Origin of the sequence: Chryseobacterium scophthalmum, from assembly GCF_900143185.1 — a bacterium.
In the GTDB taxonomy this organism is placed as follows: domain Bacteria; phylum Bacteroidota; class Bacteroidia; order Flavobacteriales; family Weeksellaceae; genus Chryseobacterium; species Chryseobacterium scophthalmum.
On sequence record NZ_FSRQ01000001.1, the window covers coordinates 452,036 to 477,771 of the forward strand.

Here is a 25,736-nt window from a genome sequence, read left to right on the forward strand (position 1 = left end):
CATGAATCCCGAATATTACATACCGTCAGAAAGAATATTGAAGCCTTCGCAAGATTATGATTTTTTGCGAAAAGAAGGTTTAAAATATATCGAAAAACTGGGAAACACTTTCTGGACAGATTACAATGCGCACGATCCTGGAATTACAATCCTAGAAGCACTTTCGTATGTGATAACAGAATTGGGATACAGAACAGATTTCGACATCAAAGATCTTTTGACCACCAAAAACGGACAAATTTTGAACGGATCATTTTTTACCGCAAGAGAAATAATGACAAACGCTGCGTTGACAGAGCTCGATTACAGAAAAATTTTGATTGATATTGAGGGAATTACAAACGCCTGGTATTTAGCTACAAGAAAAGAAACCAATCAATATGATTATCATTTACCCCATCCTGCAGAACAAAAATTATATATTAATGTTTTAGAAGATACATTAAGTTTTGCACCAAAAGATAAAAACAACAAATCATTAGAACAGCTTTTCGTAAGAGGTTTAAATAAAATTATCATTGAATTGGATGAAGATGTAGTTCTTGGAGATCTCAATACAACCGGGCTTGAGTTTGCGTTTTTAGAATCTTCGCGTTGGGTACAGGTCAATATAACGTCCGAATTTTCTTCATGGAACGATCCTAAAGCGCTTCTTCTGAGCAAAATGGACAAACCTTCCAAAATAAAAAATAAAAAAGTAGAGATTAAAGACAATACAGTAGTTATTGTTGTTGAAAGAACTATTCAAGTCAATGATACTTTAAAATTTGTTGTAGAACCTGTTGATAAAAACGAACTGCAACTCGTGAAAAATCATTTCAGTACAGAAAAACCAATCTGTGAGATTATTTCTTTGCTGAAAGACAAAAAAAATAAAGTGGATGGAATTTTCAGAACCGTTCAGCAAAAACTGCATCAAAACAGAAACCTTACCGAAGATTTTCTTTGTGTGGAAACCATCAAAAGTACAGAAATAAGTTTCTGCGTCGATGTAGAATTAGCTCCCGAAACCGATTCTGTAGAAACAATGGCTCAGATTCAGATGGCAATTGAAAAAATACTGAATCCGCCCGTTCGTTTTTATACTTTATCTCAGTTGATGGAACAGGGGTTAAATTCTACCGAAATATTTTTAGGACCAAAACTAAAACATGGTTTTCTCAATGACGATGAGCTTGAAAAAGCACAACTTCCGAACAGCATTCACGCTTCGGATATTATTGCTGCCATTATGGAAATTAAAGGAATTGTTTCTGTTGAAAATCTTCTGATGACGGCTTATAATTCTTTGGGACAGCCGATTACAGGAAGTATGAATCAAAAATGGTGTCTGCATTTATCGGGGCAAGAAAAACCTTTGTTTTCTGTTGAGAAGTCAAAAATATTGCTGTTTCAGAAAAACATTCCTTTCCTTTTATCTGAAAACAGTCAGATGTTGGTGGATCAAAAGGTTCAGCAGCTTAAAGCTCAGATAAAAAATTATAAATTATATTCAATACAAAGTGATTTGCCTGTTCCGAAAGGACAATTTTATCAGCTGGATGAATATTACAGTGTTCAGGAAGAATTTCCGGTGAATTACGGTTTAGGTTCAAATGAAGTTTCAGGCAAGGCTCCCGAAAAAAGAAAAGCCCAGGTAAAACAACTGAAAGCGTATCTGCATTTTTACGATCAATTACTGGCAGATTTTTTTAATCAGTTGTATCACGCTAAAAATATTCTGGATATCGAACCCGTAAAATATACCTATTTCCCTAATTATCTGGATAAAAACCCGAAAACAGGAAAAGATTTTTACTCAAAAGAAATTTACAGAGACGATTTTAAAAACTCATTATTAAAAGGCGAATCTGAATTTGATGTCTCTCTGGAAGAATCGCAATCTGTTTTCAATGACAGACGAAATCGGGCTTTAGATCATTTAATGGCTCGCTTCAGCGAAAGTTTTAACGATTATGTCTTTATGATGTATAAAGTAAGTAAGGATTCCGGAGGTTTGGGAGAAATGTCTTTTCAGCCTCATGATCTGATTTACGATAAAGAAGAATTTTTAAAAAATTATGCCGAAATCAGTTCTGAAAGAGGTTTGGGAATAGATTATCTCAACACAAAAATCAACAATAATAAGTTTGATTTTCAGAATTTCTGGGAAACAGATCACAGAGGAGGTTACGAAAAAAGAACCGCAAAATTATTGGGAATCAATAACATCGGTTTGAAAGATATTGTGACAGAAGATCAGGTTCAGACTCAATGGACGCTGCCTGTAAAGATTAATAATCAATCTGTTATCTGCAAAATTGTACAATCTGCTACAGATTTAGAAGAAAAATGGAAATGGACTCAGCAAAATTTACTCAATCCAAATGTTTATTTCATTCATAAACAAGGCAATAAGTTTTTCATTTATTTAGGCGAAAGTCCTAAAAAAACAGCGACAATAGATAAAACTTTTACAAGCTATGAAAAGGCATCCGAATTTTTGTATCAACTGATTCAATTATTAAATGAAGCGTATGAAAATTTCTACTGTTTAGAACATATTTTATTAAGACCTTTTCCTCCTTTTAACAATGATAAAGATTTGTTAACGGTTTGTCTGAAAGACGATTGTAAAGATGAAGCCAATAATGATCCTTATTCTTTTAAGGCAACGATTGTTTTACCCGGATATTTATCAAGATTTAAAAATATTACCTTCAGAAGATATGCAGAGCAGATTTTCCGTCAGGAAGCTCCCGCTCATGTTTTACTGAAAATTTGCTGGGTCGGATATGAAGATATGCAGCATTTCCAAAGTGCTTACAAAAACTGGCTGGAAAACTACAGAAATTTCAGACTTAAATATTGCAGCAAAACTTTAACTAAAAAAGATTTTACGGTTTTTAGTCTGCATCACAAAGAGCTGATAAAGAGACTCAAGGAACTCAATACTATTTATCCGGAAGGAAATTTATACGATTGTCAGCTTAGCGAAACCACCAATCCGATTGTATTAGGTAACACCTCATTAGGAACACTTTAAAATTAACAACCATGAAAACTCAAAATCCATCCAAATATCCTGTTTTTGAAGCCGATCAGGTTTTAAGTCAGAAACACCTGAACCGTGCCATAAGTTATCTTGAAGAGCAAGATCGGCTTACCCGTGTAGGAGGCATCGGAATTGGCATTGTTTGTGGTTTGGAAATTTCGCATCCGCATCCGAATCAGATCACGATAAGTTGCGGTACGGCAATCACCTCATTGGGTTATCAGATCAATTGGGAAGAAAAAACGTTCAGTTATTATCATCCGATCGAATTATCTGCGGATTTTCTCGCTCCGAAATTTATCGATGGCGAATATCTGGATCTTACGTTACCTCACGCCAAAAAATATGAGCCGCTAAAAAATTCTATTGAACTTTTACCGAACAACACACTGGAAGTTGACCGAATTGCGATTCCGAATAATTTTTTCAAGGATAAAATTGTTATTCTTTTGCTTGAAACTTTGTTGATTGACGAAAAAAACTGTGTAACAACCAATTGCGACGATAAAGGTAAAAGAATTGAGTTTAAAATAAGACCATTATTAGTTTCTATTAATGATTTAAATTCTTATCTGTTTGCAGAATATCCGAAAGCTGTGAATTTTGAAAAAATTTCGCTACCGAGATATAATGTTCCTAATCATCAGTTGATAACAGGATTGGATGTCTTAAATGAATTTAAAAAGAACTTGTCGGATTCCATAATCAATAATATTTCAGAAAAAATAAGTCTTGCTTACAAAAGTTACAAATCAATCATCAGCAATACTGTTGATTTTAATGTATTGAATAATCCGAAAACTGCTTTGGAAACGGTAATTAATACTTATAAAAACAGTATTAATGTACAATATTTATGGGATTGGATGTCGGATATTTCCTCCGCTTACAACGAAATTATAGAATTTAATGAGCAAAATCCTTCTTTATGCTGTGTTGATGAAACGATGTTTCCTTTTCACATCGTTTTAGGAAAAGTGGATGATAATGATATTAATTACAGAACTCCGTTTTTTTCAACCCAATATAGTTCTTTAAAAAACAATCAGAAAAGAAAAGAACTGTCTTTGTTGTTTGAGAGATTGGTTCATTTGATAAAATTCTGGAAAGTGCAGAATAACGGCATCAAAGTAACGCCTTCTATTTACGGAGATGTTCCGCTTTCTAAAAAGTCGATTCCTTATTATTACGATCAGATTTTGGAATTAAACAGAAAATGGAATCCTAAGAAAACCGGAAAAAATAAAAATAACGAAATCCATTCGTATCATTCAGAAATAGCGAATTACACCAATTTGGATGTGGTGAAAAAACCTTTGCTGTATGATATTGAAAAGTTCAATTTCTTTACCATTGAAGGGCATTTAGGCAAGAAATACACAGACGTTGTTGAAGAGCTGAATATTATGAAAAACAGCTACAATCTTCCGTTTAAAATCACTGCTTTGAATGCAACTGATTTTGTAGGAAAAGTATTGGACATTTCAAAATTTCAAGGAAGATGGGACGATCTGGAGACCGATTATGATTTGGCAAGAAAAAGATTGTATAATATCACAGAATTTGTAGTTAACTGGATTACAAACAATAAAGCAACGATTGTTAACCAAAATTTACTGGGAGCGGAAAGTATTGATAATTTAAAAAATATTTTAAGCCAGATTAAAAACTTATTGCCTAATGATTTAAAAGATTTTCTTCCAAATTTCGTTAGCTTTAATCAGGTTTTCAAACAGTTAAATCAGACTTTCCTTATTCATAGATGGTGTATTCAGTTCACAAAACCTCAGTTGACAACTACAGCCGAAGATTTGATCGACCGATTTGATGATATTAATGAATTGTTTTTAGAAGATCCGTTTGCTGTAATTTACGAGGAAACTCAGATTCGCTGGCAAAGAATTTATAAAGATATTTTTTTCTCCACTTTTATACAGAAGCATCCCGGAATAGAGCACAAAGCCGGAGTTACAAAAGGCGGAACTTTTATTTTGGTGTATGTAGATTCTACAATTTTTAAAACAGTAAAACCACTTTTACCGTACACTCAGATTTTGACTTTACTTACCAATTATCAAAATAATTTCACTCAGATTCCGGTAAGTATAAAGCAGGAAATTGAAGCGAGTATCAATTTTAAAGATTATACAACGCAAATCATCACTCCGCCGATTGAAGAGCTGGATAAATGCAAACAGGAAACTGAAAACATTAAAGCAAATATCCTGAAACTTGCTGATTTTAATATGTCACCAACGTACACCAAAGAAATGAAATCTTATTTACTGGGAAATCTTTCTTACGCAATGCAGTTTCAGGTAAGTACAGCCACCGATATTCCGAACCAGCAATTGGTGATTGCAGATTTTTTCCTTCCGTACTTGTGTTGTGGAGAAGGCAATACGATTGAAATTAAAATAGAAAAATCCGAACCTTTATCTATTGCAATGAAAACGTTAAAATACTGCAATACAGATGATAAAGAATATGAAGTTGTAATAAAAGGAAAATCTGGCGGAACTTTTTCGGGAACTGCAAAAGATGCAATTGTTCAGAAAAGTAATAAATATTTCTTAAAACCGAATCACGCATCCGTTAAAAAAGCAGGAAAATATACTTTACAATATGAAAGTGAAGGTGAATTGAGCAATACTTTAGAAATTGAGATTTCTGAACCGAAAGAAATTTCTAACTGGAGTACTGTAAGAAATTCCAGAGATATTACTGCTTTTGAATTTATCAATTCTAATCAGGAAGATACCGGTGAGTATGAGATCGATTTTGGAGATAAATCAGAAAAAATCATTACGGATAAAAAATTAGTAAGACATGCTTTTCCATTCAACGAAAAAGTGAAATCATTTACTGTAAACATCAAACAGTTAGGCGGAATATGCCAAAATACACAGAAAATAATCGTGAAAATCGGAGATTTTAACAATCCTGATTTTAATTCGAATGACTTTGATACTCAAAATAATAACCCTATAAAACCTTAATATCATGGCAACAAGAGATGTAATAGAGAAAAAAATAAATGAAATTAGTGACGGAGGAAACAATTCTGCAGCAGAAATGCGCGGTGTACTTACTGATTTATTAGATTATACGGAGAATACAGATACAAACGGGCAGTTACCTCTATTTGAGTTTTGGGAAGAAACACCAGTTAAAGATGATAAAAACAATGGATCATTATGGTATTCATTTCGTGGGATTGAAAAAGCATATGCTAATTTAACCTTCAGGCTATTGATCAATGAATCAAATGCAACCAATTTCATATTTAGGCTGGATGATAAAATAATGGAGGTTTTAAGTACTTTTTTCCAGCAACCAATGAGTGAAATCCAACAGGCAATGTCTTTTGTAGTTTCTCTTACCGATACCACAGGAAAAAGAATCCCAAGAATCTGGGTATTATTTATTCAGATGGAGAAAGACAGATTAATATTGATATTGAAAAAAGACGGCACAACTAATGACAGAACGCAGCAGGGTGATGAAATTTTCACTTCTATTCAATTTCATTGTCCACCGTTTAATTTTGATTTTGATAAAAAATAAGCCATGCATCTTCTCCAAAAACATATTGTAGATGTTCACTGCTCTTCTCAACTTTTGGGAAAAGAGATACAAAATACATTGTCTGATGTTTTGGAGAAAGATTTTTATCCTAAACTGGAACTTATTTTAGACCAGTACACAATAGAAAATTACGAATGGGAAATAGAAAGTATTTCGCTTGATTTACCTAAAATTACTCAAAAAGACTGGAGAAAAGAGCTTGTAAATCAAACACTATTTAAAATTGAAGAATATCTGAAAGATCATTTCCCTGTTTTAGGATTAAATAAAACCAAAGAACAATTAGAGAATTTCGGATTTGAATCACAAACAAAATTTGCGGAAAATTTGTTTTTCGATTATTTAAAAACAGGAATTATTGCAGAAAATTCATATTCGAAAAATATAGATAAAATTGTTGATACAATAGAAATTTCAGAACACTTTATTGAAAGAGTCATTGCTATTTTTGAGGAAAGCAAAACTACACTCATCAGATTTTATTTTAATTGTAAAGAATCTTTTAAAGAAAAAGTCAATACTGAGATTTCAAAATATTCAACCTCAAAACAACTGATTTCTCAAATTTTAAAAGCCTTTTTTTATTCTGAAATTAAATTTTCTTCTGTCGAAGAACTGGAAAACTGGCTCGACGATCAAAATATCTTTTCTGATAATAAAGATGTACAGATTAAAGATAGGCAGCAAAATACTTTTAATGAAAATGATCAAAGCAGAACGTTATTTAAATTTGATAAAGATTTATTAAATCAAGAAAATAATTCAAAAGGATCAAATGAAATTAGTACTGATGAAATTTCTCTGAATAAGGGTGAAATCACTGGAAGCAATAAAGAAAATAGTATTAATTTTAATGGGGCCAATGAACAAAATCTGAAAAATGATAAAGAAATCAATCATGAAAATGTAAAGAAAAATGCTTCAGAATTGCAGATTTCGTCTCTTTACATAGACAATGCAGGTCTTGTCATTTTGCATCCGTTTCTTTTAAATCTATTTCAAAAACTGAATTTATGTAAAGATGAAGTTTGGGTTGATAAAAAAAGTCAGCATAAAGCTGTTTTATTAACTCAATATTTAGTTACAGGCCAGGAAATTTTCTTTGAAAATGAACTGATTTTAAATAAACTGATTTGCGGCTTTCCAATTGAGAATGTGATCAATACCAAGCAAAAAATCAGCAAAGAAGAAAAAGAAATTTGTAATGATCTTTTGCTGGTTGTTATAGAGTATTGGTCGGTGATGAAAAATTCATCTGCAGAAGGTCTTAGGGAAACTTTTTTACAAAGAGCAGGAAAATTATCCTTGTCAGAAACTCGTTCATCAGAATTATGGGTTGAGGAAAAAGGAGTAGATGTTTTGCTGGCTAGTTTACCTTGGGGAATTAGCATGATTCAGACACCTTGGATAGATGATTTTTTACATTGCTATTGGAACTAAAAAACATATTAATCATGATAACAAGTCAACAAAAAACAAAAATATTACAGGTCATTAATGTTTTTGAAACAGGAACTAAAGAGGGGAAATATGATACTCTGGTGATTTATGCCGATGGTAAAAACGGAAGCCGCCAAATTACTTACGGAAGAAGCCAGACTACAGAACAAGGAAATCTGAAAGCTCTCATCCAAATGTACATTTCTCAAAACGGAATTTTTGCATCACAACTGAAAGTATTTGTCAATAAAATCGGAGAAGAAAGTTTGGTAGATAATACGGCTTTCAAAAATTTATTGAGAAAATCAGCTCGTGAAGATGTCATAATGAGAACATGTCAGGATGATTTTTTTGATATTTTATATTACAAACCGGCTTTTCAGTTTTTTCAAAGTAATCATTTTACTACTGCTTTAAGTCTGTTGGTCATTTATGACAGCTTTATACATTCCGGAGGCGTTCCTTCATTTTTAAGAGAAAGATTTGCTGAAAAAATACCTGTAAATGGAGGAGTTGAAAAGAAATGGATCACTCAGTATGTCAATACAAGAGATCTTTGGTTGGGCAACCATTCCAGAAAAATATTGCAAAAAACCATTTATAGAACAGAATGTTTTAAAAATCAAATTTCAACCAACAATTGGGATTTATCCAAAGAAATTATAGCTAATAAAGTAAAAATAAATTAGCAAATCATGGAAACATTAAAAGCTCAAAAAGAACAGGCTACACCATCTAAAAAGAACAACAATGGTTTTTTCAAACCAGCAGTTCAAAAGAAACTGAGTGTAGGTTCGGCTAATGATTCTTATGAAATAGAAGCCGATCGAGTTGCTGATAAAGTGATGAAAATGTCTGAACCATCTCCACAAGTCACGCATTCGGGAGCTTTATTGCAAAGAAAATGTGCTACTTGTGAACAGGAAGAAAAACTTCAGATGAAACCTTTGGCAGAAACTATTTCTCCATTAATTCAACGTTCATCAACAGAAAACGGTGGAGTTGCACCAAATCATGTTGAAAACCAAATCACTTCGAGTAAGGGCGGCGGAAACAGCATGGATCATGAAACAAAAAACTTTATGGAAAGTCGTTTTGGAACTGATTTTTCGGCAGTGAAAATTCATACAGGAAATGAGGCCGTACAAATGAGCAGAGAATTGAATGCACAAGCTTTTGCAGTTGGAAATGATATTTATTTTAATGAAGGAAAATATAATCCGAATTCAGATAAAGGCAAACATTTGTTAGCGCACGAATTAACGCATACGATACAGCAAAGTGGGAAAATTAATAAAAAAATAATTCAAAAACTGGGAGATACTTCTACTATTCCTGCGGGATTATCATGTGCAGTACCTCCGAGTAATACAATGCAACAAACTGTTTATTATTTTCAGAATGATAATTCTACCTTGACGGCTGAACAACAGGCATCGTTAAGATCTATGGCTGAAGTTTGGGTTTCTTCAGGATCGAATATTCCAGTGAGAATTGACGGTTATGCAAGTGCAGCGGGAGAACATAATCACAATTGGACGCTTTCTTGTTTAAGGGCAGAAAGTGTGAAAAATGTATTAATTTCAAATGGTGTTTCTCAGACAGTGATCACCGCTTACATGAATGGTGAAACAAATGATTTTGGAAACGAAGAGCAAAATCGGAGAGTTAATATTTATATGAATGTTCCAACTCATGTTCCTACTCCTGTAGATCCTTATTATCATCCTGTTCTGGGAAATAACGAATGTGACGACCCGACGTATTGTACATCATATACAACTGCTGCAGAAATTGCCGCAGCAAAAAACTATTTGCTCACTACTTTTATACCTATTTTGGAGACAACTTTTGGTTCTGATGTCGGAGCTTTGTGGCGTTCATATCTTAGCAGAAGGCGAGGAGACAGTTTAGCGCCGAGAATATTCAGCACTTTAGGGAACAGCATTCATGATGCTTTCAGTACAAACTGGAGTATCGATAGTGAAGTAGACAGAGTTTTAGATTTAATTTCAACGAGATTAAGCAGAGGTTATGGTAATGTTACACAACCTTTAGACAACTTTATTTCAGCTTCAGAAAAACAGTTGCATACAGATTTTTCAAATCCTTTTTCAATACCTGGAAATATCGCAGGAGGAATAGGAAGCAGTGATGCGGGCGTCGATTACAGAAAGATTACTTGGGGAGATGTTTCGTTTAGTATTACCGAACTTCCTACGGGAAACAGAATTGTCACCATTGAAGCATTTGTAAATTTTGAAGTAAAAGATGCTATTGATTTTTGTCCGGGACAATGCGGTGCTATTCTTGAGCAAAGTTTAGCTACAATTAAAATGAGCAGATTAGAAGCAAGCGGCGAAGCGTATGATGTTCCTTTTATTGTACGTTTTCCGGGACCAAGAAATACAAAAACTGTTATTGTTTAGAACAATAAATCATTTATAATAACAGAAAACATAAGTATAATTGAATATGTGGAATTTTAAAATATTTAAAAATGAGAACACATCAATATCAAGAAAAATCTACTTTTGTCAGAAATACGGGGGTGTTTTTTTCACCTGTAATTCAGAAGAAACTTACAGTCGGTTCGTCGAATGACTCTTACGAAAAAGAAGCCGATCGAGTTGCTGATAAAATAATGAAAATGTCTGAGCCTTCTTCACAAGTCACACATTCAGGAGCTTTATTACAAAGAAAATGTGCCTCTTGTGAGCAGGAAGAAAAACTTCAGATGAAACCTTTGGCAGAAACCATTTCTCCATTAATTCAACGTTCATCTTCAGAAAGTGGAGGCGTTGCTCCAACTCAAGTTGAAAGTCAGATAAACTCCAGCAGAGGAGGTGGAAGCAACATGGACAACGAAACCAAAAACTTCATGGAAAGCCGTTTTGGAACTGATTTTTCGGCAGTGAAAATTCATACAGGAAATGAGGCCGTAAAAATGAGCAGAGAATTTAATGCACAAGCTTTTGCAGTTGGAAATGATATTTATTTTAATGAAGGAAAATACAGCCCGAATTCTGATTCTGGAAAACATTTATTGGCGCATGAGTTAACACATACGGTACAACAAAGTGGTGGAGTTGGGAAAAAAGTGCAGAAAAATGATGACAAAAGTATTCCAGATCCAGATCCAGAAACTGAAATGGGGAAAAACATCATTACTTCTTCTGCAGATGGATTAAAAATTGGTATTTATGACCATAATGAAGGAGAAATGAAGCGTAAATCAAATGAGTGGGCATTGGCAGAAAATGCTATTGGATTTGAAGGAATAAAACCAGACGTTAAACTAACTAATCTTGTTTTCGGAAAAGCAATTTCTGATGAAAATAACAGTGGGAAAGCCATAAATACAATTTCTACTATCGCAAAAACCTGTGTTGATAAAGCAAATAAGCTTAGTGGAGTAACATCAGGGGATCAATATAAAATTAAAACTTTAGCTTTTTTTGCACATGGCACAGAAGGATGGTGCAGTATTACTCCTATATCAGGAAATGAAGGAAAAAAATTAGTAAAAAATGTGGCAGCATCACTAAAAAATGATGTTGACATTATTATATATGCTTGTAGCGTAGCTAATTCTCCTTCTGAGATTCATGATGATTGGGATAAAGGTACTATGGACGCAGGCGGAAAAGATTCAATGGCTGAGGGGGTTAGAGATGAACTATTTGACCAAAATATAACATCAGGTAAAGTTTGGGGGCATACAACTGTTGGGCATGTTACACGCAATTTTGCTCTCCGTTATTTTAAGTCAGATTCAAAAGATACAGAAGGATTGTCTTATGTAAGTGAATATGTTTTTACACCATATGATGAATATTTGATAAGACAGGAAGTCATAAATCAATTAACAACTGATGGGTTTGATCCTACTGCTATTGATACTGAAAAATTAATAAGCTATCAAATTAAAAATCTTCGCAAACATTTTTATAAATGCTATGCTCAGGCAAATGATAAATTGAAATATAATCAAAGAAATTTAGCGGAAGCCGCTCCAAATCATCCATTAGAAGTTGCAAAAATCATAAACAATTATTGGGATACGGCTTATTGGCCTGAAATAAAAACTACTTATATAGCTAAGATTGTAAAGCATTTTAAATTGGTAAAAGCAAGTAAATAATTGCAATGACAAAATAAATACTGTGCATAGGTATTTTACCAAATCATACAATTCTCCAGCTGAAACAACACATAAAAATGAAAAAACCTATACTCATTTTTTCAAACCCATCATTCAAAAAAATGAGTGTAGGTTCGATTAAATATTAATATCAAATAGAATCCACCCAAATTAAGGATAAATGAATTTAAAAATAGTATAAAAATTAAAAATGCCTTTCCAAAATCTAAAACAATATATACTCCAAAAGCTTGCTATTCAAACTGAAGAAATACAAGAAACCTATAACTTCCAAAATACATTTTCAGAAGTTTTGGGAAGAGAAATTATGCATAATGAAGCAGTCATTTTATTAATGGCTTTGGTTCCTCATGTATTGCCAAATTTTTTTGATGATATTATTAAAGAGCTTCATCCCGAAGGAGGAGAATTTCCTGAATTCGGCGGAGTACGTCTGGAAGGTCATAGAGGAATGTTACCAACCGGAGAAACTGCACAATATATTTTAGCAAAAGAAAATATTGAGCATCGTTTAAAAATTCAACAATATTTTGAAGCATCTCATTGGTTTTTCAAAGAACAGATTATTACAATCGATTCTGTAAAAGAAGGCGAACCTTTAATGAGTGGAAGACTTATTTTAAAATCTGAAACAGTACATTTATTATTATACGGAAAAAAGTTAAAGCCGAAATTCAGTCCTAATTTTCCGGCTAAAGAAGTTTCTACTCAATTAGAATGGCAGGATTTGGTTGTAAATACAACTATTCAGAACCAAATTCATCAAATGAGGCTTTGGGTAAAGCATCACCAGACTTTACGTGAAAACTGGGGGATGGGGAAGCATCTTCTTCCGGGATACAGAGCATTGTTCTATGGACCATCGGGAACAGGAAAAACCTTAACCGCTACTTTATTAGGAAAAGAATTTCAACGCGAAGTCTATCGTATCGATTTATCACAGGTCGTTTCCAAATACATTGGGGAAACAGAAAAAAATCTCGAAAAAATATTTACTCAGGCTGAAAACAAAAACTGGATTTTGATTTTTGACGAAGCAGATGCTCTGTTTGGAAAACGCACCCAAACCAAATCTTCAAACGACCGATATGCCAATCAGGAAGTAAGCTATTTGCTCCAAAGGGTAGAAAATTTTAATGGATTAATTATTCTTACCACCAATTTTAAAAATAATATCGATGATGCATTTCTTAGACGATTCAACTGTTTAATAGGTTATAGCAAACCTAATGCTGAAGATAGGCTTTTATTATGGCAAAAAATCATTCCACCCAATGTTACTTTAGAAAATACTGATATCGTAAAAAAAATTGCCAAAAACTATGAATTAACTGGTGCCCAAATCGTTTCAGCCATGACTTATGCATGTTTGCAGGCAATAGAAGAACAAACTTCAGTTTTTAAAAGCATTTTTTTATTAAAAGGAATAGAAGCTGAATATCAAAAAGAGGAAAAAACATTTAATCATTTATAATATATCAATCATTTTTAGATTAATGTGTATGTATTATTGTAAATAATTGTTAATTTGAAATAACTTAAACGTATAACCAATGTTGTTTTTATTGTATAATGCAAATATTATAATGTTAATTTAAAATACAAATATTGAATTAAAATGCTGATTTTCAAATAATTGTATTTAATATGGTTTTTGAAATAAAAATTTGCCAAGTTACACTTTTTTCTGAATTGACGAAAAAAAAAATGACTATTGTTTTTTTAATTTATTATTAAATAATTTGCACTGTAAATCAGAATAATGAAAAAGGCATCCATTAAAGATATTGCTAGAATTGCAGGAGTTTCCGTAGCAACAGTTTCTTATGTTCTGAACAAAAAAGAAGGACAGAGAATCAGTGAAGATACCAAAAAAAAAATTTTTGAAATTGCTGAAACGATTAACTATACGCCAAACAGAATGGCAAAAAGTCTTAAAAATAACAGAACAAAATTATTAGGTCTTATAGTTGCCGATATCTCCAACGACTTTTACTCGAGCATAGCAAGAAATCTTGAAGATAAAGCCTTAAAATTAGGATACACTTTAATTATTGGAAGCTCAGATGAAAATGCCGAAAAGTTTGAAAAACTAATTGATCTTTTTTCTCAACAACAGGTAGATGGAATGATTGTCGCTCCAGTTGTAGGTTCTGAAGGTGCTCTTTCGAAGTTGATTAATAAAAATTATCCTGTAGTTACGATTGATAGATATCTGAAAGGAATAAATATTCCAGGCGTTATTTTGAATAACAAGGAAATTGCCGAAACTACAACATCCTATCTTTTAGAAAAAAATTTTGACGAAATAATTTATATAGGTTATGATACCAAATTACCCCATCTTTTAGACAGAAAATTGGGTTTTGATACAAGTCTTGCAGATTCTGGAAAAAATATTGTTAAAAAAAATATTCTTGTAGGCCTCGAAAATATTACAGAAGAAATTCAGACCAAACTTGAGCAAGCTTTAGGTAAAAAACCAAAGAATATTGTGCTTTATTTTTCGAGTAACAAACTTGCAGTCGCTGGTCTTGCTTACCTTGTTAGGAATAATATTAATGTTCCGGAACAGGTTTCTGTACTGGCTTTTGATGAGACAGAAGCATATAAATTATTTCCTGCAGATATTACTTATGTACAGCAACCCTTAGAGGAAATGGCAGATGAAACAATTAAATTACTTGATTTACAAATAAATCAATATTCAACTACAGCCAAAAAAATAACACTATCAGGAAATTTAATTATTAAAAATTCAATAAAATAATTTTTTTATCAATTAACTTAAACGTTTAATCTAAATATGAATAATAATAAATCTTACACCGTTTGTTTCGGAGAAGTTCTCTGGGATATTTTTCCAGCCGGATCTAGAGCTGGTGGTGCGCCTTTCAATGTTGCATATAATCTTGATAAAATGGGAGTAGAGGTTCGGATGATCAGCAAGATCGGAAAAGATAAACTTGGAAATGAACTTCTGAATAAAATTAAAAGTTGGGATATCTCTACAGATTATGTTCAGATTGATGAAGAAAAACCAACTGGAACTGTCATTGCGAATTTCGATCAACACGGTGAAGCACATTATGATATCGTTGAGAATGTAGCTTGGGATTATATCCAGATTACTCCGGAGCATAAAAAGTTGATAAAGAATTCTGAAGCCTTTGTTTTTGGAAGTCTGATTGCCAGAAATGAAGAATCTAGAAACACTCTTCTAGCGTTGATAGAGTTTTCAAAATTTAGAGTGTTTGATGTGAATTTCCGTCCACCGTTCATTGATTTTGAATTAATTAAAATATTGCTTCACAAAGCACATTTAGTAAAGATGAACAAAGCAGAATTAAGAACGATAATCGAGTTTCTTGATGAAGAATATATTGACGAAGATAATAGTATTAGGCATATTCAAAATTATTTTGATCTGAATGAGATTGTCCTTACCAAAGGGAGCAAAGGTGCAAGATATTTTGTAGGAAACGAAAACTATACTTTCTCTGCAGTTTCAATAGAAATTACAGACACTGTGGGTAGTGGAGATTCTTTTCTTGCCGGTTTTTTATCTAAGAGAATTAAAGGCAGAAGTCCTCAGGAAATAATGAAACAGGCGGTTTCTTTAGGAGCTTTTATTACTTCAAAATCAGGTGCTTGTCCGGATTATTCCTATGAAGCCTTCAAATCTTTTCGAGAAGAGCATTACAGTCAAACTATTTAAATCAATATTATGAATACTGCAAAATTTACAGAAAAGAAATATGTTGTTATATTGGCATTCGTTATTTCGTTATTTTTCTTTTGGGCAATTGCTTTGACGATGGGGGATGTATTGAACAAGCATTTTCAAAATGTCCTCAATATTTCCAAATCAAAATCAGGATTGGTGCAGCTTTCCATCTTCGGAGCTTACGCATTGATGGGAATTCCTGCGGGATATTTTATGAAAAAATTTGGTTACAAAAAAGGCGTTATTTTAGGATTATCTCTTTTTGCTCTTGGCTCTTTTCTTTTTATTCCTGCTGCTAACCAAATGTCATTTAATTTTTTCCGAATTGCTCTTTTTGTTTTGGCAATGGGAATGGCCACTTTGGAAACTGTTGCCCATCCTTTTGTAGCTGCATTGGGAAATGAAAAAACAAGTGACCAAAGGGTAAATTTTGCACAATCTTTTAATGGTTTGGGCGCAATTATAGGCCCGCTTTTAGGAGGTTATTTTATCTTTGGAAAATCAGGATTAGAAGATAATTCTTTAGATTCTGTAAAAGATCTTTACACTTGGATTGGTGTTGTAATTTTAACAATAACCATTGTTTTTTCATTTATTAAAGTTCCAAGCTTGAAAGACCCTCATGCAGAAGATATTCAGGTTTTAGAAAATGAAAATGGAGTAGAATCTTCGGTTTCAGATCCTCACGCACCACTTTACAGACAGAGACATTTTATTTTTGCTGTTGTAGCTCAGTTTTTCAACATTGCTGCACAGGGCGGAACCTGGGCGTATTTCATCAATTACGGAGTAGAAAAAATGCACCTTCCGGAGATTCAAGCGTCCTATTATTTTTCATTAAGTATGGCAATGATGATGATCGGTCGTTTTGTAGGAACTTTCCTTATGAAGTTTATCGCTCCTAATAAGCTTTTGGCAATCTTCACAGGGTGTAATATTGTACTTTGTTTGGTTATTTCCCAAAGTTTTGGCTGGGCATCTTTTATCAGTTTGATATTATTAAACCTATTCTTAAGTGTAATGTATCCGACTATTTTCAGTCTTGGGTTGAAGAGATTAGGCAACAAAGTTCCACAGGCTTCTTCATTCCTGGTAATGGCGATGTTTGGTGGTGCCGTTTTTCCTCCTTTAATGGGAAAAATTGCCGAGAAAGATATTGCACACGCTTACCTTCTTCCAATCGTTTGTTATTTTGTGATTCTGTTATTTGCTTTGAAATTTTATAAGCCAAAGACACTTAAATAAGATGAAGAACTTTAATGTTTTTAAATGCAGCTTTTGGTTTATTTTCATCATTAGCCAGGTTTTTCACGCACAAATTGTGATCACCAACAAAGATTTTTCATTCGGAACAACAGGAAGAATTGGAGCAGGATATTCTCCAAATGCTGATGGAAAAACAGGTAGACAACTGAATCTTAATAATCAGGGTTCACTTGGAGGAAGAATGGATCAAGGCGATTATGTAGATTTTTTGCCCGCTTTTCATTTCACTCCCATTGTAAATGGCGACAGTGTAAAAACTACGAAAATCGATATGCAGACGAGACTGAGTTTCTATTCTGGTGGAACTTTTCTTGGAAATGTAGATTCAAAATCAAATCAGGGAATGATCATTGCGTTGCCTGAAGCTTTTGTGGAAGCAAGAAATATTTTGGGAAGCGATTGGGATGTTTGGGCCGGATCACGATGGCTGAGATATGACGATATTCATATTGCGGATTATTTTTACTTTGATGATCATTCTGCGACAGGATGGGGTTTGAGACATAAAAACACCAGATTCTCAATGTTTTTTCCGGCAGCGATTGATACTGCAGCAAGTAATTCTACACCATATTCTTACACAAATGTCATTAGTGGAACAAAAAATCTGATCTACAGACAACGGGAAGTTTTTATATTGGAACAGATTATTCCATTCAAAAATAATATTCATAAACTGAAACTTCTTGCCGAATTTCATAACGTAGAAAAATCGGGTGAAAATTCTATGGAGCAATATCCGTCAGACAATGGATGGGTTGTAGGTGCAAAACTGAATACCAATTTAAAAACAAAAATTGCAGGTTCTTTTAACCAAATATCGATAAGATACGGAAACGGAATCGCCAACGGAGGTGACAGCGGAAACACCCAAACCTGGCGAACTTATGGTGCTCCGGACGAAATTACTAAAACCTACAAAGGTGCTTATTCTTTGACGGCGGTTGAGCATATTTTACTCAATATTTCCAATAAATGGTCAGCTAATGCTTATGCTGTTTTTACGATGAGTAAAGGAGGTTCGGACAGTAATAATAAAGCAATTGATTATTATAAACGAGAAATTTTCAATAAGAAATCTGAATTCAATACAGGTCTTAGAGCGACTTATTATGTTAACAACTGGTTTCATATTCTATCAGAATTACATTTTGCTACGAGAAAAGACGGCAATCAAAACTCAGCTTCGATGACGAAATTAGTTTTGGCACCAACGATTGTTCCGACAGCAGAAAGAAGTGTTTGGGCAAGGCCGAATATTCGTTTTATTGCAGAAGTTTCAAGATATAATAATCAGGCAATGAACAGTCTGTATTCACCATTTTTACAACAATCTGGTTCTAAAAGATTCGGAACTTACCTTGGTGTGAGAACAGAATGGTGGATTTTCTAATTAAAATTTAAAATAACAAAAATGAAAGTAAAATTTGGAGCGTCACTTCTTTCCTGGATCACACCAATATGGAATCCTGAAGCCGGAAAATATGCAATAGAAAAAACGGCAAAGGCGGGTTTTGATTTAATAGAAATTTTATTGCCAAGTTCAATGGATTTTAATTCAAAAGAAGTAAAACAGCAGTTGAAAGATAATAATTTGGATGTTGTCTGTTCTTTAAACCTTCCAAAAGAAGCGCATATTCCTTTTTATCCCGAAGTTGCAGAAAAGTTGATAAAACGGGCAATTGACAAAACTTCAGAACTGGAAACTGATTTTTTAGGCGGTGTTCTTCACGGTGGAATCGGAGTTTTTTCCGGAAATCCTTTAACGGAAAATGAATCTGAAATTATTGTTGAAGTTTGGAACAAAGTAGCAGATTATGCTAAAGAAAAAGGTGTGAATATCGGAATCGAACCAATCAACCGCTATGAATCGTATGTTTGTAATACTGCGGAAAATGTTTTGGATTTAATAAAAAAAACAGACAAAGATAATTTGGTTCTTCATCTTGATACATTTCACATGAACATTGAGGAAAATAATTTTTACGATCCAATTATTCTTGCAGGAAATAAGCTTAAGCACGTTCACATCACAGAATCTCACCGCGGAATGTTGGGTGAAGGAACGGTGAATTGGAACGAACTTTTCAGAGCTTTAAAAGAAATCGATTTTGAAGGAAATCTTGTCTTGGAGAATTTTTCATCATCAATTCCCGGAATGCAGCAGATGGTTTCACTTTGGCAAAAATCGCCTTATGATGCCGATCAGCTGGCTGATGGAAGTTTACAATTTCTGAAAATTATGTAAACAATAAATATTAAAAAAAATAATGTTAATTTGTATGAAAGCTTCTCAATTTCCAAAATTAGTATTATTATGTACGGTTAAATAACCATTGGCCTGATTTAATTGAAGCTGTCTGATTTCCTGATTTAGCCACCTGTATATTGCCTCATAATCAGTATCATTTTTGGCATGGGAGAATCTCAATTTAGCTTCATTAATCAAGTACTTGCACTCAATTCTTGCCTGCTCTCTTAGTTCTTCCTTCTTCTTATATCCTTTCTGATTCAGATAAATCAGTAAAAAAGAAGAAACCAAAGGAAGAATAAAAGTTAAAATTTTGATTACAATAACAAAACTATAGCACATTGGAAGCATCTCTTTTATTCCAATTAAAATAGTTGTTAAAAACCCTGTAATTGTTATCCAGATAAAGAAAAGGTTATTGATTTTTTCATACTTATCAGATTCATCTGAATATGATAAGTAGTATTTATCATTAATGTGATTAATGAATGATTCAGTCGAAGATTTTGGATTTTCCGTCGACCAGTTATGATTATTTATTGACTCCATAGGATTTTTTTTATAATTAAAGCCTGCGATAACTTCTCAAAATTATCACAGGCTATAAGCTTATCCAAAAAGATATTTCTTAGGATTATCTACTGTCAAAAGCTCACTCAATTTTAAGGCTGAAAAATTATCATCCATAATGGTTAAAAATTCTCTTTGTTCTTTTAAAAGATCTCCTTCTTTACTGACTACCCAATAATCAGTTCCGAAAAGTGTACGTTCACGAATCTTCTTTTCTGCGGTAAGAACTTCTCTTAAGCTTTTAGATAGATCTGTCTCAATCAGATTGTAAGAAAAATCTGCAAAAACATTTTCATACTTCTCCATAAAGTCAAAAATAGTTTCTTTTCTGGCCTGTCCGTTATGGGTAACTTTAGAAGGCTTGCTCCATGTTTCATAACCTCCGAAATGAGCAAGGTTCAGTTTTAATTTTGGAAATTTTTCCAATACCAAAGTCCATCTTTTGGGATCATTTAATGAATAGCCGACTTCTGTTCTGTTCTTTTTAGAATGCGAAACTTTTTTATCGCCCTCATATATTACTAAATCATTTGTTATATCGGTAGTTATCGATTCTCCGCCACAATGAGAAAGCACGGGAATTTTATATTTTTCACAAACCTCATAAATTGGCCACAATCTGTAATCTGAAGGATCATATCCTAATGCAGGATAGATTTTTACCCCAAAGAAGGGGCTGTCTTTAGAAAAAGCAAGATTAAAAAGAGAGTAGAGATTTTCTTTATCAGATTCAAGATCTGCACGTCTGGGATCACATACAAAAAATGGTAAAACCGGGTGTTTATCTCTAAGTGCTTTAAGCTCAATTATCTGATCATATAAACTTTTTTTAAGTTTTACATTCCAACCCGTTTCCAGATCCATCATCAGAGCCGTGACAATTACTTTTTTATTTTCCGTTACTTTTGATAGGGAAAAGTTTTCGAGGTAATAATCATAGACTTCTTCCATTGTTTTGAATCCCAGAAACTTTCTGGCTTTGTAGATATCAATAATCCCTTTTGTATTTTGTGTTTGCATTAAAGCGGGATTTTCTCTCAGCTTTTCTTCTAATTCATCTTCCCAGTTTTCGTCGTTCTCATCAATCTCATTATATGCTTGTTCAATAGACAGATCCGAATAGGTTTCTGAACCTGATTTCAACCCTACTAAATCTTTTAGCATTCTGATGATAAAATAGGATTTATTAATACATTTTATATCAAACAAATGGGCGTGAACATCTATACAAAAATCTCCGTTCAGGATGTCTTTTACTTTGCCTGATGCTCGGTCTAATGGATTATCGGTAAGGTGATTCAAATTAACTTTTTCTGAAAATTGTGTTTGGTAATTCATGGTATTAGGTTTTAAGTTATTTTATCTGCTTTTAGAAATTTAAATGAAAAACTGTCTTCCAGCCCTTCAAAATTTATTTTTTCCATACTGATTTTATGGGCTTTTTCGTAAACATCACTATTTTCCAAAGAATGGTCGTTGATATATTTGAAGAAGTATTCTGTATATTGGGTTGCCGTTGTTATATCTACTTTTGAATTGACACATACAACATTTTTCCCTGCACCGGTTATTAATTCTCCCAGTGTCAAAGATTCACAGGCGCTTAGTACGACGCATTCTGTATATTCGCTTCTTTTGTCGAAAAACTTAACGAATTCTGTATTAAGATATTCTTCACATTTACCTTTTTTATCCAAAAGGTGTAATCCATATTTAGTTCCATGGCAGGAAATAAATATGATTTCTGGTTTCACCTTGTCCCAATCATCAATAAAGTTTGAAATATCAGGGGTTTTTACACGTTCCAACATCATATATTTGCTGGTAAGCAGTTTCTCCAGATCAGAAAACTCATTTTCAATATTAATTCTCCCTAAATTTTCACATTCGGAACCCAGATAGAGGATATTTCTGGTCAATAATTTTTCCACTTCCTCCAAGGCTTTTTTATCATTAGAAACTAATTCCAGAAGATTTTTTAATGAGGTACGTTCTTCATCATTAATAAAGGCCTTATAAACCAAGGGATCACCTAAATCAAGTTTATTGGCTATGTCGGAAAATCCCCAGTTGTTTTTAGCTGAGTTTAAAATTTTCGGAAAGTTTCTGAGATCGTATTTATTTCCGGTTGCGGCAAGAAGTTCAGAATTTAGTTTACTGATTTGTTTTTCAATTTTTTTCATAAAAAAGGATTTAAATATCAGTTAAAATAAGTAATTAATCTATGTAATGTACACTTTACCCTACGAGAACTTTGTAGAGGCTTATTGAGAATATAGAGTCAGAAGATTATTATGTACGCCTATATTTTATAGAGGCAAAAGTGTATTTTTTCATGTTGTTTAGTTTTGTATAAATGTAATAATTAAATTATATTCAATCTATTACTATTTTGTGTGATTTATTTAAAATTAAAATGTTTTGTTGAAGCAGATTCAAATAGAGCTAACAATAATTAAAAGCAAAGAAATTTTCTGAAAGCGAAATAAAAGCGATCAAAAACAATACTTCAATAAACATAAAAAGGCTTAGATAATAGTATCTAAGCCTTTACATTATAAAACAAGTTTTTTATGGAAGTGAGGGCGTTGGTGCGCTTCCATTACCTGCTGTGTTACCATTCATATCAAAAGTAATTGTTGGGTTTACCGTAGTAAGCATATCTTTTCGGTAAACACTTACACTCAGTCTAATCTCTGGGTTTTGATGGAATACTCTGTTGTTATTGGGTACAAATCGTATATGCCATGTTCCGTTAAGCTCAAAAGAACGAGCTGAATATTGAGGAATGTATGGACTTGTTGTTGAGTCTCGTGTGATTCTAATGTTAGAATTGTCACTTACCCCTCTTACGATAAATCCACCTATAATCAAATAATATTTACTTGTTGGAATTTTTGTATCAAAATCTGCAATTCCACCGGGAGTAATGTTGGTAATATGATACACTGTACTATTAATAGCGCTATATTCTGATGTAGCCGGTACATATCTTTTAAGAGCTTTATCGCTGTTGTCTCTTACTACTAAATAAGAATTGGTAGATGGACCTGTATACGTTCCTGGATTTTCAAAGTAAAGCTCTTCGCTTAATTTCATATTTCCTGTCACATCCAGAGTTTGTGTAGGATTGGTATTTCCTATTCCTACACCTTGTGCTTTATAGATTGCTATACTACACAGTACAGCTAAAAATAATATTTTTTTCATAGCTTTTTATATTCCTGTAGGAGCCGAAGGTGCGGTCCCTGAGTTACTACCATTTAGATTATATGTTATCTCACCCAGATTTTTGAAGAATCTCTTTGAATATAAAATCACATCAAATTTATAAATATATCTATCATCTGTACTTTGAGTGTTCAATGTAGGGTAGCCTATTTTTACGTGCCAAGTTGTTCCAGATTGGAAAGCATTAAAAACAAAATGTCCTTTATTACTGTTGCTTGTATAAATGCCATTATTTCCTGGACTGGGAATTGCTTCAAAATTAGCAATTGTAATAAAATATTTGTCTGTTGGGATATTAAGATTCAGATCATTAATATCATCTCTATATACATTATTTATAGTATAAGGCTGAATGGTAAGAGGAGTGTAAAGGGTTTCTACAGCCACAATTTTACCGTTAACGGTTGCAGATTGTGGATCAGTACCCATTATGGTAAAACCTGAAGGATTGTTGACGTAATCTATTGGATCTATTGTAACAGATGTACCTATAGCAGCTGCACCTACCACTTCCAATTTTTCTGTTGGAGTAGTAGTTCCTATCCCAACTTGACCTATAGCTTTTGTTGCAAAACAAAAAATGCTCATTAATATTAACTTTTTCATCATTTTTTTATTGAAGGATTGGGTTAGCGTCAGCTCCGGAAGAAGTTGAATTTACATCAAAAGGCCCGCGTTCAGGAAAAATCTTCACGTAAGTCTTTGGGTAAATGGCGCAAACGAAAGTCCATGTTCCATTACTGGATGCTGCAACTTCAGAATAATCGGCATACAATATCCATTCGTTGTTAACGCTCTTTACGCCGTAAGATGGGATAGCAGTCTCAGCACCAAATACATCTTTGTCAAAATAAGCAGATAATACCATTACAGAATAATCATTTGAATTAATTTTGGTATTAAACTTTTCAACCCAGTCTAGATATACATTAGTAAGCTTATAAGTGATAATACTTGCAAGACCTGGTGAAGAAGGTTGTGTAGGATCAATCTTTCTTACGCGGTTATCTACTGTACTTTGATTAAGCAGCAGATAGCGGTCTTTTTCGGTTGATGTGATTTGCGGAACACTTCCGGTGATCAGTTTAGATGATTTGTACGAACCGTTTACATCCAGTTTAACTCGGGGTGTCACGGTGTTAATCCCTACCTTGCCTGCTTGGGAAAATAAGAAATTGCCCAGCAATATGCCGGAACCAATAAATAGCTTTTTCATTCGTTTTCAGTTTTCAGCAGTACATAGAAATACCGCTCTAGGAGGCACAAAATTAGATATTTTCAAAAAAACACACACACAACCATGATATTTATCATTGTTAAATTTTACCCCAATATGTTAAAGAATATTAATTTATTTTTCTGAAAATCCTCTTATTGCTTGTTTAATAGTTAATTAGGTAGGGAATGGGATTTTTTTTATATTTTATCAAATAAATACTAAATTTTCTCCCATTCACATGAATGTGATTCAGTTTTACCGCTCAAATATTAATTTTTAATAACACGAAGGCTCATTTTCTTTGATGAAAATTATTTTTAAACAAGAAAATAAGTTTTATATATCGTTATATGAACCATTCGTTTTCAGCAATCTATATTCATTAGGGGAATATTTTGTTGCTGACTTAAAGTATTTTCCGAAGTGAGAATTATCGTTAAATCCCAACTCGTAAGAGATTTCAATAATAGAAAGAGAAGTGTGCATCAATAATCTTTGAGCCTCAAGTATAACCCGGTTTTTAATCATCTGACCTGCAGAAATGTCCAGATTTTTTTTAATTAATACATTGAGATAGTTTGGACTAACATTTAGTTTTTCTGCGTATTTTGAAGTTGTTTTTAATTCTTTATAATATTGATTGACCAAATGACCAAACTTTTCTACAATCTCTTTTTTATGATTAAGAGAACGATCAATCCGGTTTTTTTTATTTGAATTTCGAATATATTTGAGCACAAAAACCTTTAGCAAAAGACATATAATTTCTTTTCGCAGCAATTTATTTTTAAGATATTCCTGTCTCAGTTCTTCAAAGGTTTGAGAAAGATCTATTGTACTTTCTTCAGACAGCAAAAGGTAAGGCGCAACATCATTAAGTGCCGTATCACTTTTAATCATTTTATTGCCGGTATAGACATAATTATAAAATGATTTGGTAAACATAAGAACGTCTCCTAAGCCTGATTTAAATTCCTTAAACTGATAAACCTGATTATAATTAATGAAAAAAAACTTTAAGGGTTTCAGATCAAACTCCTGATGATCTATGATGATAGAACCTTCTGCATCTTTGAAAAGAAAAACAGCAAAGAATTTATTTTTAAAATGTGAATCTGAATCAGACTGTATTTTTTTGGTAAATTCATCAAACGGCATAATAACAAACTCATTTCTTGTCGCAGAATGATTTTTAAGTTTGCTTAAGGTAAAAGATTGAATTTTATGATTCAAGATTGTAAGTTT

At 33.0% G+C, this 25,736-nt stretch carries 20 protein-coding genes; 13 read left to right on the plus strand and 7 right to left on the minus strand.

Going from position 1 to position 25,736, the window contains the following annotated elements; genetic code table 11:
- The first annotated feature begins 1 nt into the window (after nt 1).
- The 13 genes from BUR17_RS02005 (at nt 2) to BUR17_RS02065 (ending at nt 19,468) form a co-directional block, all read left to right on the plus strand.
- Nucleotides 2-3,025, plus strand: a complete 3,024-nt coding sequence (locus BUR17_RS02005; protein ID WP_074228328.1) for a hypothetical protein — start codon at nt 2-4, stop codon at nt 3,023-3,025.
- Between the two features lie 11 nt (nt 3,026-3,036).
- Entirely contained in the window at nt 3,037-6,033 is a 2,997-nt protein-coding gene (locus BUR17_RS02010) for a hypothetical protein (RefSeq protein ID WP_074228329.1), read from the plus strand.
- 4 nt (nt 6,034-6,037) lie between these two features.
- Nucleotides 6,038-6,601, plus strand: coding sequence for a hypothetical protein (locus BUR17_RS02015; RefSeq protein ID WP_074228330.1), 564 nt, complete (start codon nt 6,038-6,040; stop codon nt 6,599-6,601).
- Nucleotides 6,602-6,604: 3 nt separating this feature from the next.
- Nucleotides 6,605-8,062 (plus strand): contractile injection system tape measure protein, encoded by a 1,458-nt coding sequence (locus BUR17_RS02020; protein ID WP_074228331.1) that lies wholly within the window; start codon nt 6,605-6,607, stop codon nt 8,060-8,062.
- A 14-nt stretch (nt 8,063-8,076) separates the two neighbouring features.
- The gene (locus BUR17_RS02025) at nt 8,077-8,751 is read left to right on the plus strand and encodes a chitosanase (RefSeq protein WP_074228332.1); all 675 of its coding nucleotides are present in this window, start codon (nt 8,077-8,079) and stop codon (nt 8,749-8,751) included.
- A 6-nt stretch (nt 8,752-8,757) separates the two neighbouring features.
- Complete coding sequence (locus BUR17_RS02030) at nt 8,758-10,491, plus strand: eCIS core domain-containing protein (protein WP_074228333.1); 1,734 nt, start codon at nt 8,758-8,760, stop codon at nt 10,489-10,491.
- A gap of 71 nt (nt 10,492-10,562) precedes the next feature.
- Nucleotides 10,563-12,206: an eCIS core domain-containing protein gene (locus tag BUR17_RS02035; protein WP_074228334.1), complete on the plus strand. Its 1,644-nt coding sequence runs from the start codon at nt 10,563-10,565 to the stop codon at nt 12,204-12,206.
- A gap of 211 nt (nt 12,207-12,417) precedes the next feature.
- A complete protein-coding gene (locus BUR17_RS02040; RefSeq protein WP_074228335.1) occupies nt 12,418-13,701 on the plus strand; it encodes an ATP-binding protein in 1,284 nt (427 codons plus the stop codon).
- Between the two features lie 288 nt (nt 13,702-13,989).
- The gene (locus BUR17_RS02045) at nt 13,990-14,997 is read left to right on the plus strand and encodes a LacI family DNA-binding transcriptional regulator (RefSeq protein ID WP_074228336.1); all 1,008 of its coding nucleotides are present in this window, start codon (nt 13,990-13,992) and stop codon (nt 14,995-14,997) included.
- Nucleotides 14,998-15,033: 36 nt separating this feature from the next.
- On the plus strand, nt 15,034-15,945 hold the full coding sequence (locus BUR17_RS02050; RefSeq protein ID WP_074228337.1) for a carbohydrate kinase family protein: 912 nt from the start codon (nt 15,034-15,036) through the stop codon (nt 15,943-15,945).
- A gap of 9 nt (nt 15,946-15,954) precedes the next feature.
- Nucleotides 15,955-17,199 carry an L-fucose:H+ symporter permease gene (gene fucP, locus BUR17_RS02055; protein ID WP_074228338.1) on the plus strand — a complete coding sequence of 415 codons (1,245 nt, stop codon included), beginning with the start codon at nt 15,955-15,957 and terminating at the stop codon, nt 17,197-17,199.
- A 1-nt stretch (nt 17,200) separates the two neighbouring features.
- Nucleotides 17,201-18,613, plus strand: coding sequence for a carbohydrate porin (locus BUR17_RS02060; protein ID WP_074228339.1), 1,413 nt, complete (start codon nt 17,201-17,203; stop codon nt 18,611-18,613).
- 21 nt (nt 18,614-18,634) lie between these two features.
- The gene (locus BUR17_RS02065) at nt 18,635-19,468 is read left to right on the plus strand and encodes a sugar phosphate isomerase/epimerase family protein (protein ID WP_074228340.1); all 834 of its coding nucleotides are present in this window, start codon (nt 18,635-18,637) and stop codon (nt 19,466-19,468) included.
- A gap of 45 nt (nt 19,469-19,513) precedes the next feature.
- Here the strand turns inward: BUR17_RS02065 and BUR17_RS02070 are convergent, their stop codons facing one another.
- The 7 genes from BUR17_RS02070 to BUR17_RS02100 form a co-directional block, all read right to left on the minus strand.
- Nucleotides 19,514-20,020: a hypothetical protein gene (locus BUR17_RS02070; RefSeq protein ID WP_074228341.1), complete on the minus strand. Its 507-nt coding sequence runs from the start codon at nt 20,018-20,020 to the stop codon at nt 19,514-19,516.
- 60 nt (nt 20,021-20,080) lie between these two features.
- The gene (locus tag BUR17_RS02075) at nt 20,081-21,379 is read right to left on the minus strand and encodes an amidohydrolase family protein (protein WP_074228342.1); all 1,299 of its coding nucleotides are present in this window, start codon (nt 21,377-21,379) and stop codon (nt 20,081-20,083) included.
- 11 nt (nt 21,380-21,390) lie between these two features.
- On the minus strand, nt 21,391-22,224 hold the full coding sequence (locus BUR17_RS02080; protein ID WP_074228343.1) for a hypothetical protein: 834 nt from the start codon (nt 22,222-22,224) through the stop codon (nt 21,391-21,393).
- A gap of 388 nt (nt 22,225-22,612) precedes the next feature.
- A complete protein-coding gene (locus BUR17_RS02085; protein WP_074228344.1) occupies nt 22,613-23,251 on the minus strand; it encodes a hypothetical protein in 639 nt (212 codons plus the stop codon).
- A gap of 6 nt (nt 23,252-23,257) precedes the next feature.
- Nucleotides 23,258-23,860 (minus strand): hypothetical protein, encoded by a 603-nt coding sequence (locus tag BUR17_RS02090; protein WP_143747510.1) that lies wholly within the window; start codon nt 23,858-23,860, stop codon nt 23,258-23,260.
- Nucleotides 23,861-23,885: 25 nt separating this feature from the next.
- On the minus strand, nt 23,886-24,407 hold the full coding sequence (locus BUR17_RS02095; protein WP_074228346.1) for a hypothetical protein: 522 nt from the start codon (nt 24,405-24,407) through the stop codon (nt 23,886-23,888).
- A gap of 420 nt (nt 24,408-24,827) precedes the next feature.
- Nucleotides 24,828-25,724 carry a helix-turn-helix domain-containing protein gene (locus BUR17_RS02100; protein ID WP_143747511.1) on the minus strand — a complete coding sequence of 299 codons (897 nt, stop codon included), beginning with the start codon at nt 25,722-25,724 and terminating at the stop codon, nt 24,828-24,830.
- Nucleotides 25,725-25,736: the final 12 nt, after the last annotated feature.

Bases quoted from the DNA above. Each gene is read 5' to 3' on its own strand.
- BUR17_RS02085 (WP_074228344.1), bottom strand. From the start codon at position 23,251: ATGAAAAAAATATTATTTTTAGCTGTACTGTGTAGTATAGCAATCTAT.
- BUR17_RS02080 (WP_074228343.1), bottom strand. From the start codon at position 22,224: ATGAAAAAAATTGAAAAACAAATCAGTAAACTAAATTCTGAACTTCTT.
- BUR17_RS02040 (WP_074228335.1), top strand. From the start codon at position 12,418: ATGCCTTTCCAAAATCTAAAACAATATATACTCCAAAAGCTTGCTATT.
- fucP (WP_074228338.1), top strand. From the start codon at position 15,955: ATGAATACTGCAAAATTTACAGAAAAGAAATATGTTGTTATATTGGCA.
- BUR17_RS02060 (WP_074228339.1), top strand. From the start codon at position 17,201: ATGAAGAACTTTAATGTTTTTAAATGCAGCTTTTGGTTTATTTTCATC.
- BUR17_RS02020 (WP_074228331.1), top strand. From the start codon at position 6,605: ATGCATCTTCTCCAAAAACATATTGTAGATGTTCACTGCTCTTCTCAA.
- BUR17_RS02090 (WP_143747510.1), bottom strand. From the start codon at position 23,860: ATGAGCATTTTTTGTTTTGCAACAAAAGCTATAGGTCAAGTTGGGATA.
- BUR17_RS02030 (WP_074228333.1), top strand. From the start codon at position 8,758: ATGGAAACATTAAAAGCTCAAAAAGAACAGGCTACACCATCTAAAAAG.
- BUR17_RS02010 (WP_074228329.1), top strand. From the start codon at position 3,037: ATGAAAACTCAAAATCCATCCAAATATCCTGTTTTTGAAGCCGATCAG.
- BUR17_RS02025 (WP_074228332.1), top strand. From the start codon at position 8,077: ATGATAACAAGTCAACAAAAAACAAAAATATTACAGGTCATTAATGTT.
- BUR17_RS02050 (WP_074228337.1), top strand. From the start codon at position 15,034: ATGAATAATAATAAATCTTACACCGTTTGTTTCGGAGAAGTTCTCTGG.
- BUR17_RS02035 (WP_074228334.1), top strand. From the start codon at position 10,563: ATGAGAACACATCAATATCAAGAAAAATCTACTTTTGTCAGAAATACG.
- BUR17_RS02005 (WP_074228328.1), top strand. From the start codon at position 2: ATGAATCCCGAATATTACATACCGTCAGAAAGAATATTGAAGCCTTCG.
- BUR17_RS02045 (WP_074228336.1), top strand. From the start codon at position 13,990: ATGAAAAAGGCATCCATTAAAGATATTGCTAGAATTGCAGGAGTTTCC.
- BUR17_RS02015 (WP_074228330.1), top strand. From the start codon at position 6,038: ATGGCAACAAGAGATGTAATAGAGAAAAAAATAAATGAAATTAGTGAC.
- BUR17_RS02065 (WP_074228340.1), top strand. From the start codon at position 18,635: ATGAAAGTAAAATTTGGAGCGTCACTTCTTTCCTGGATCACACCAATA.
- BUR17_RS02075 (WP_074228342.1), bottom strand. From the start codon at position 21,379: ATGAATTACCAAACACAATTTTCAGAAAAAGTTAATTTGAATCACCTT.
- BUR17_RS02070 (WP_074228341.1), bottom strand. From the start codon at position 20,020: ATGGAGTCAATAAATAATCATAACTGGTCGACGGAAAATCCAAAATCT.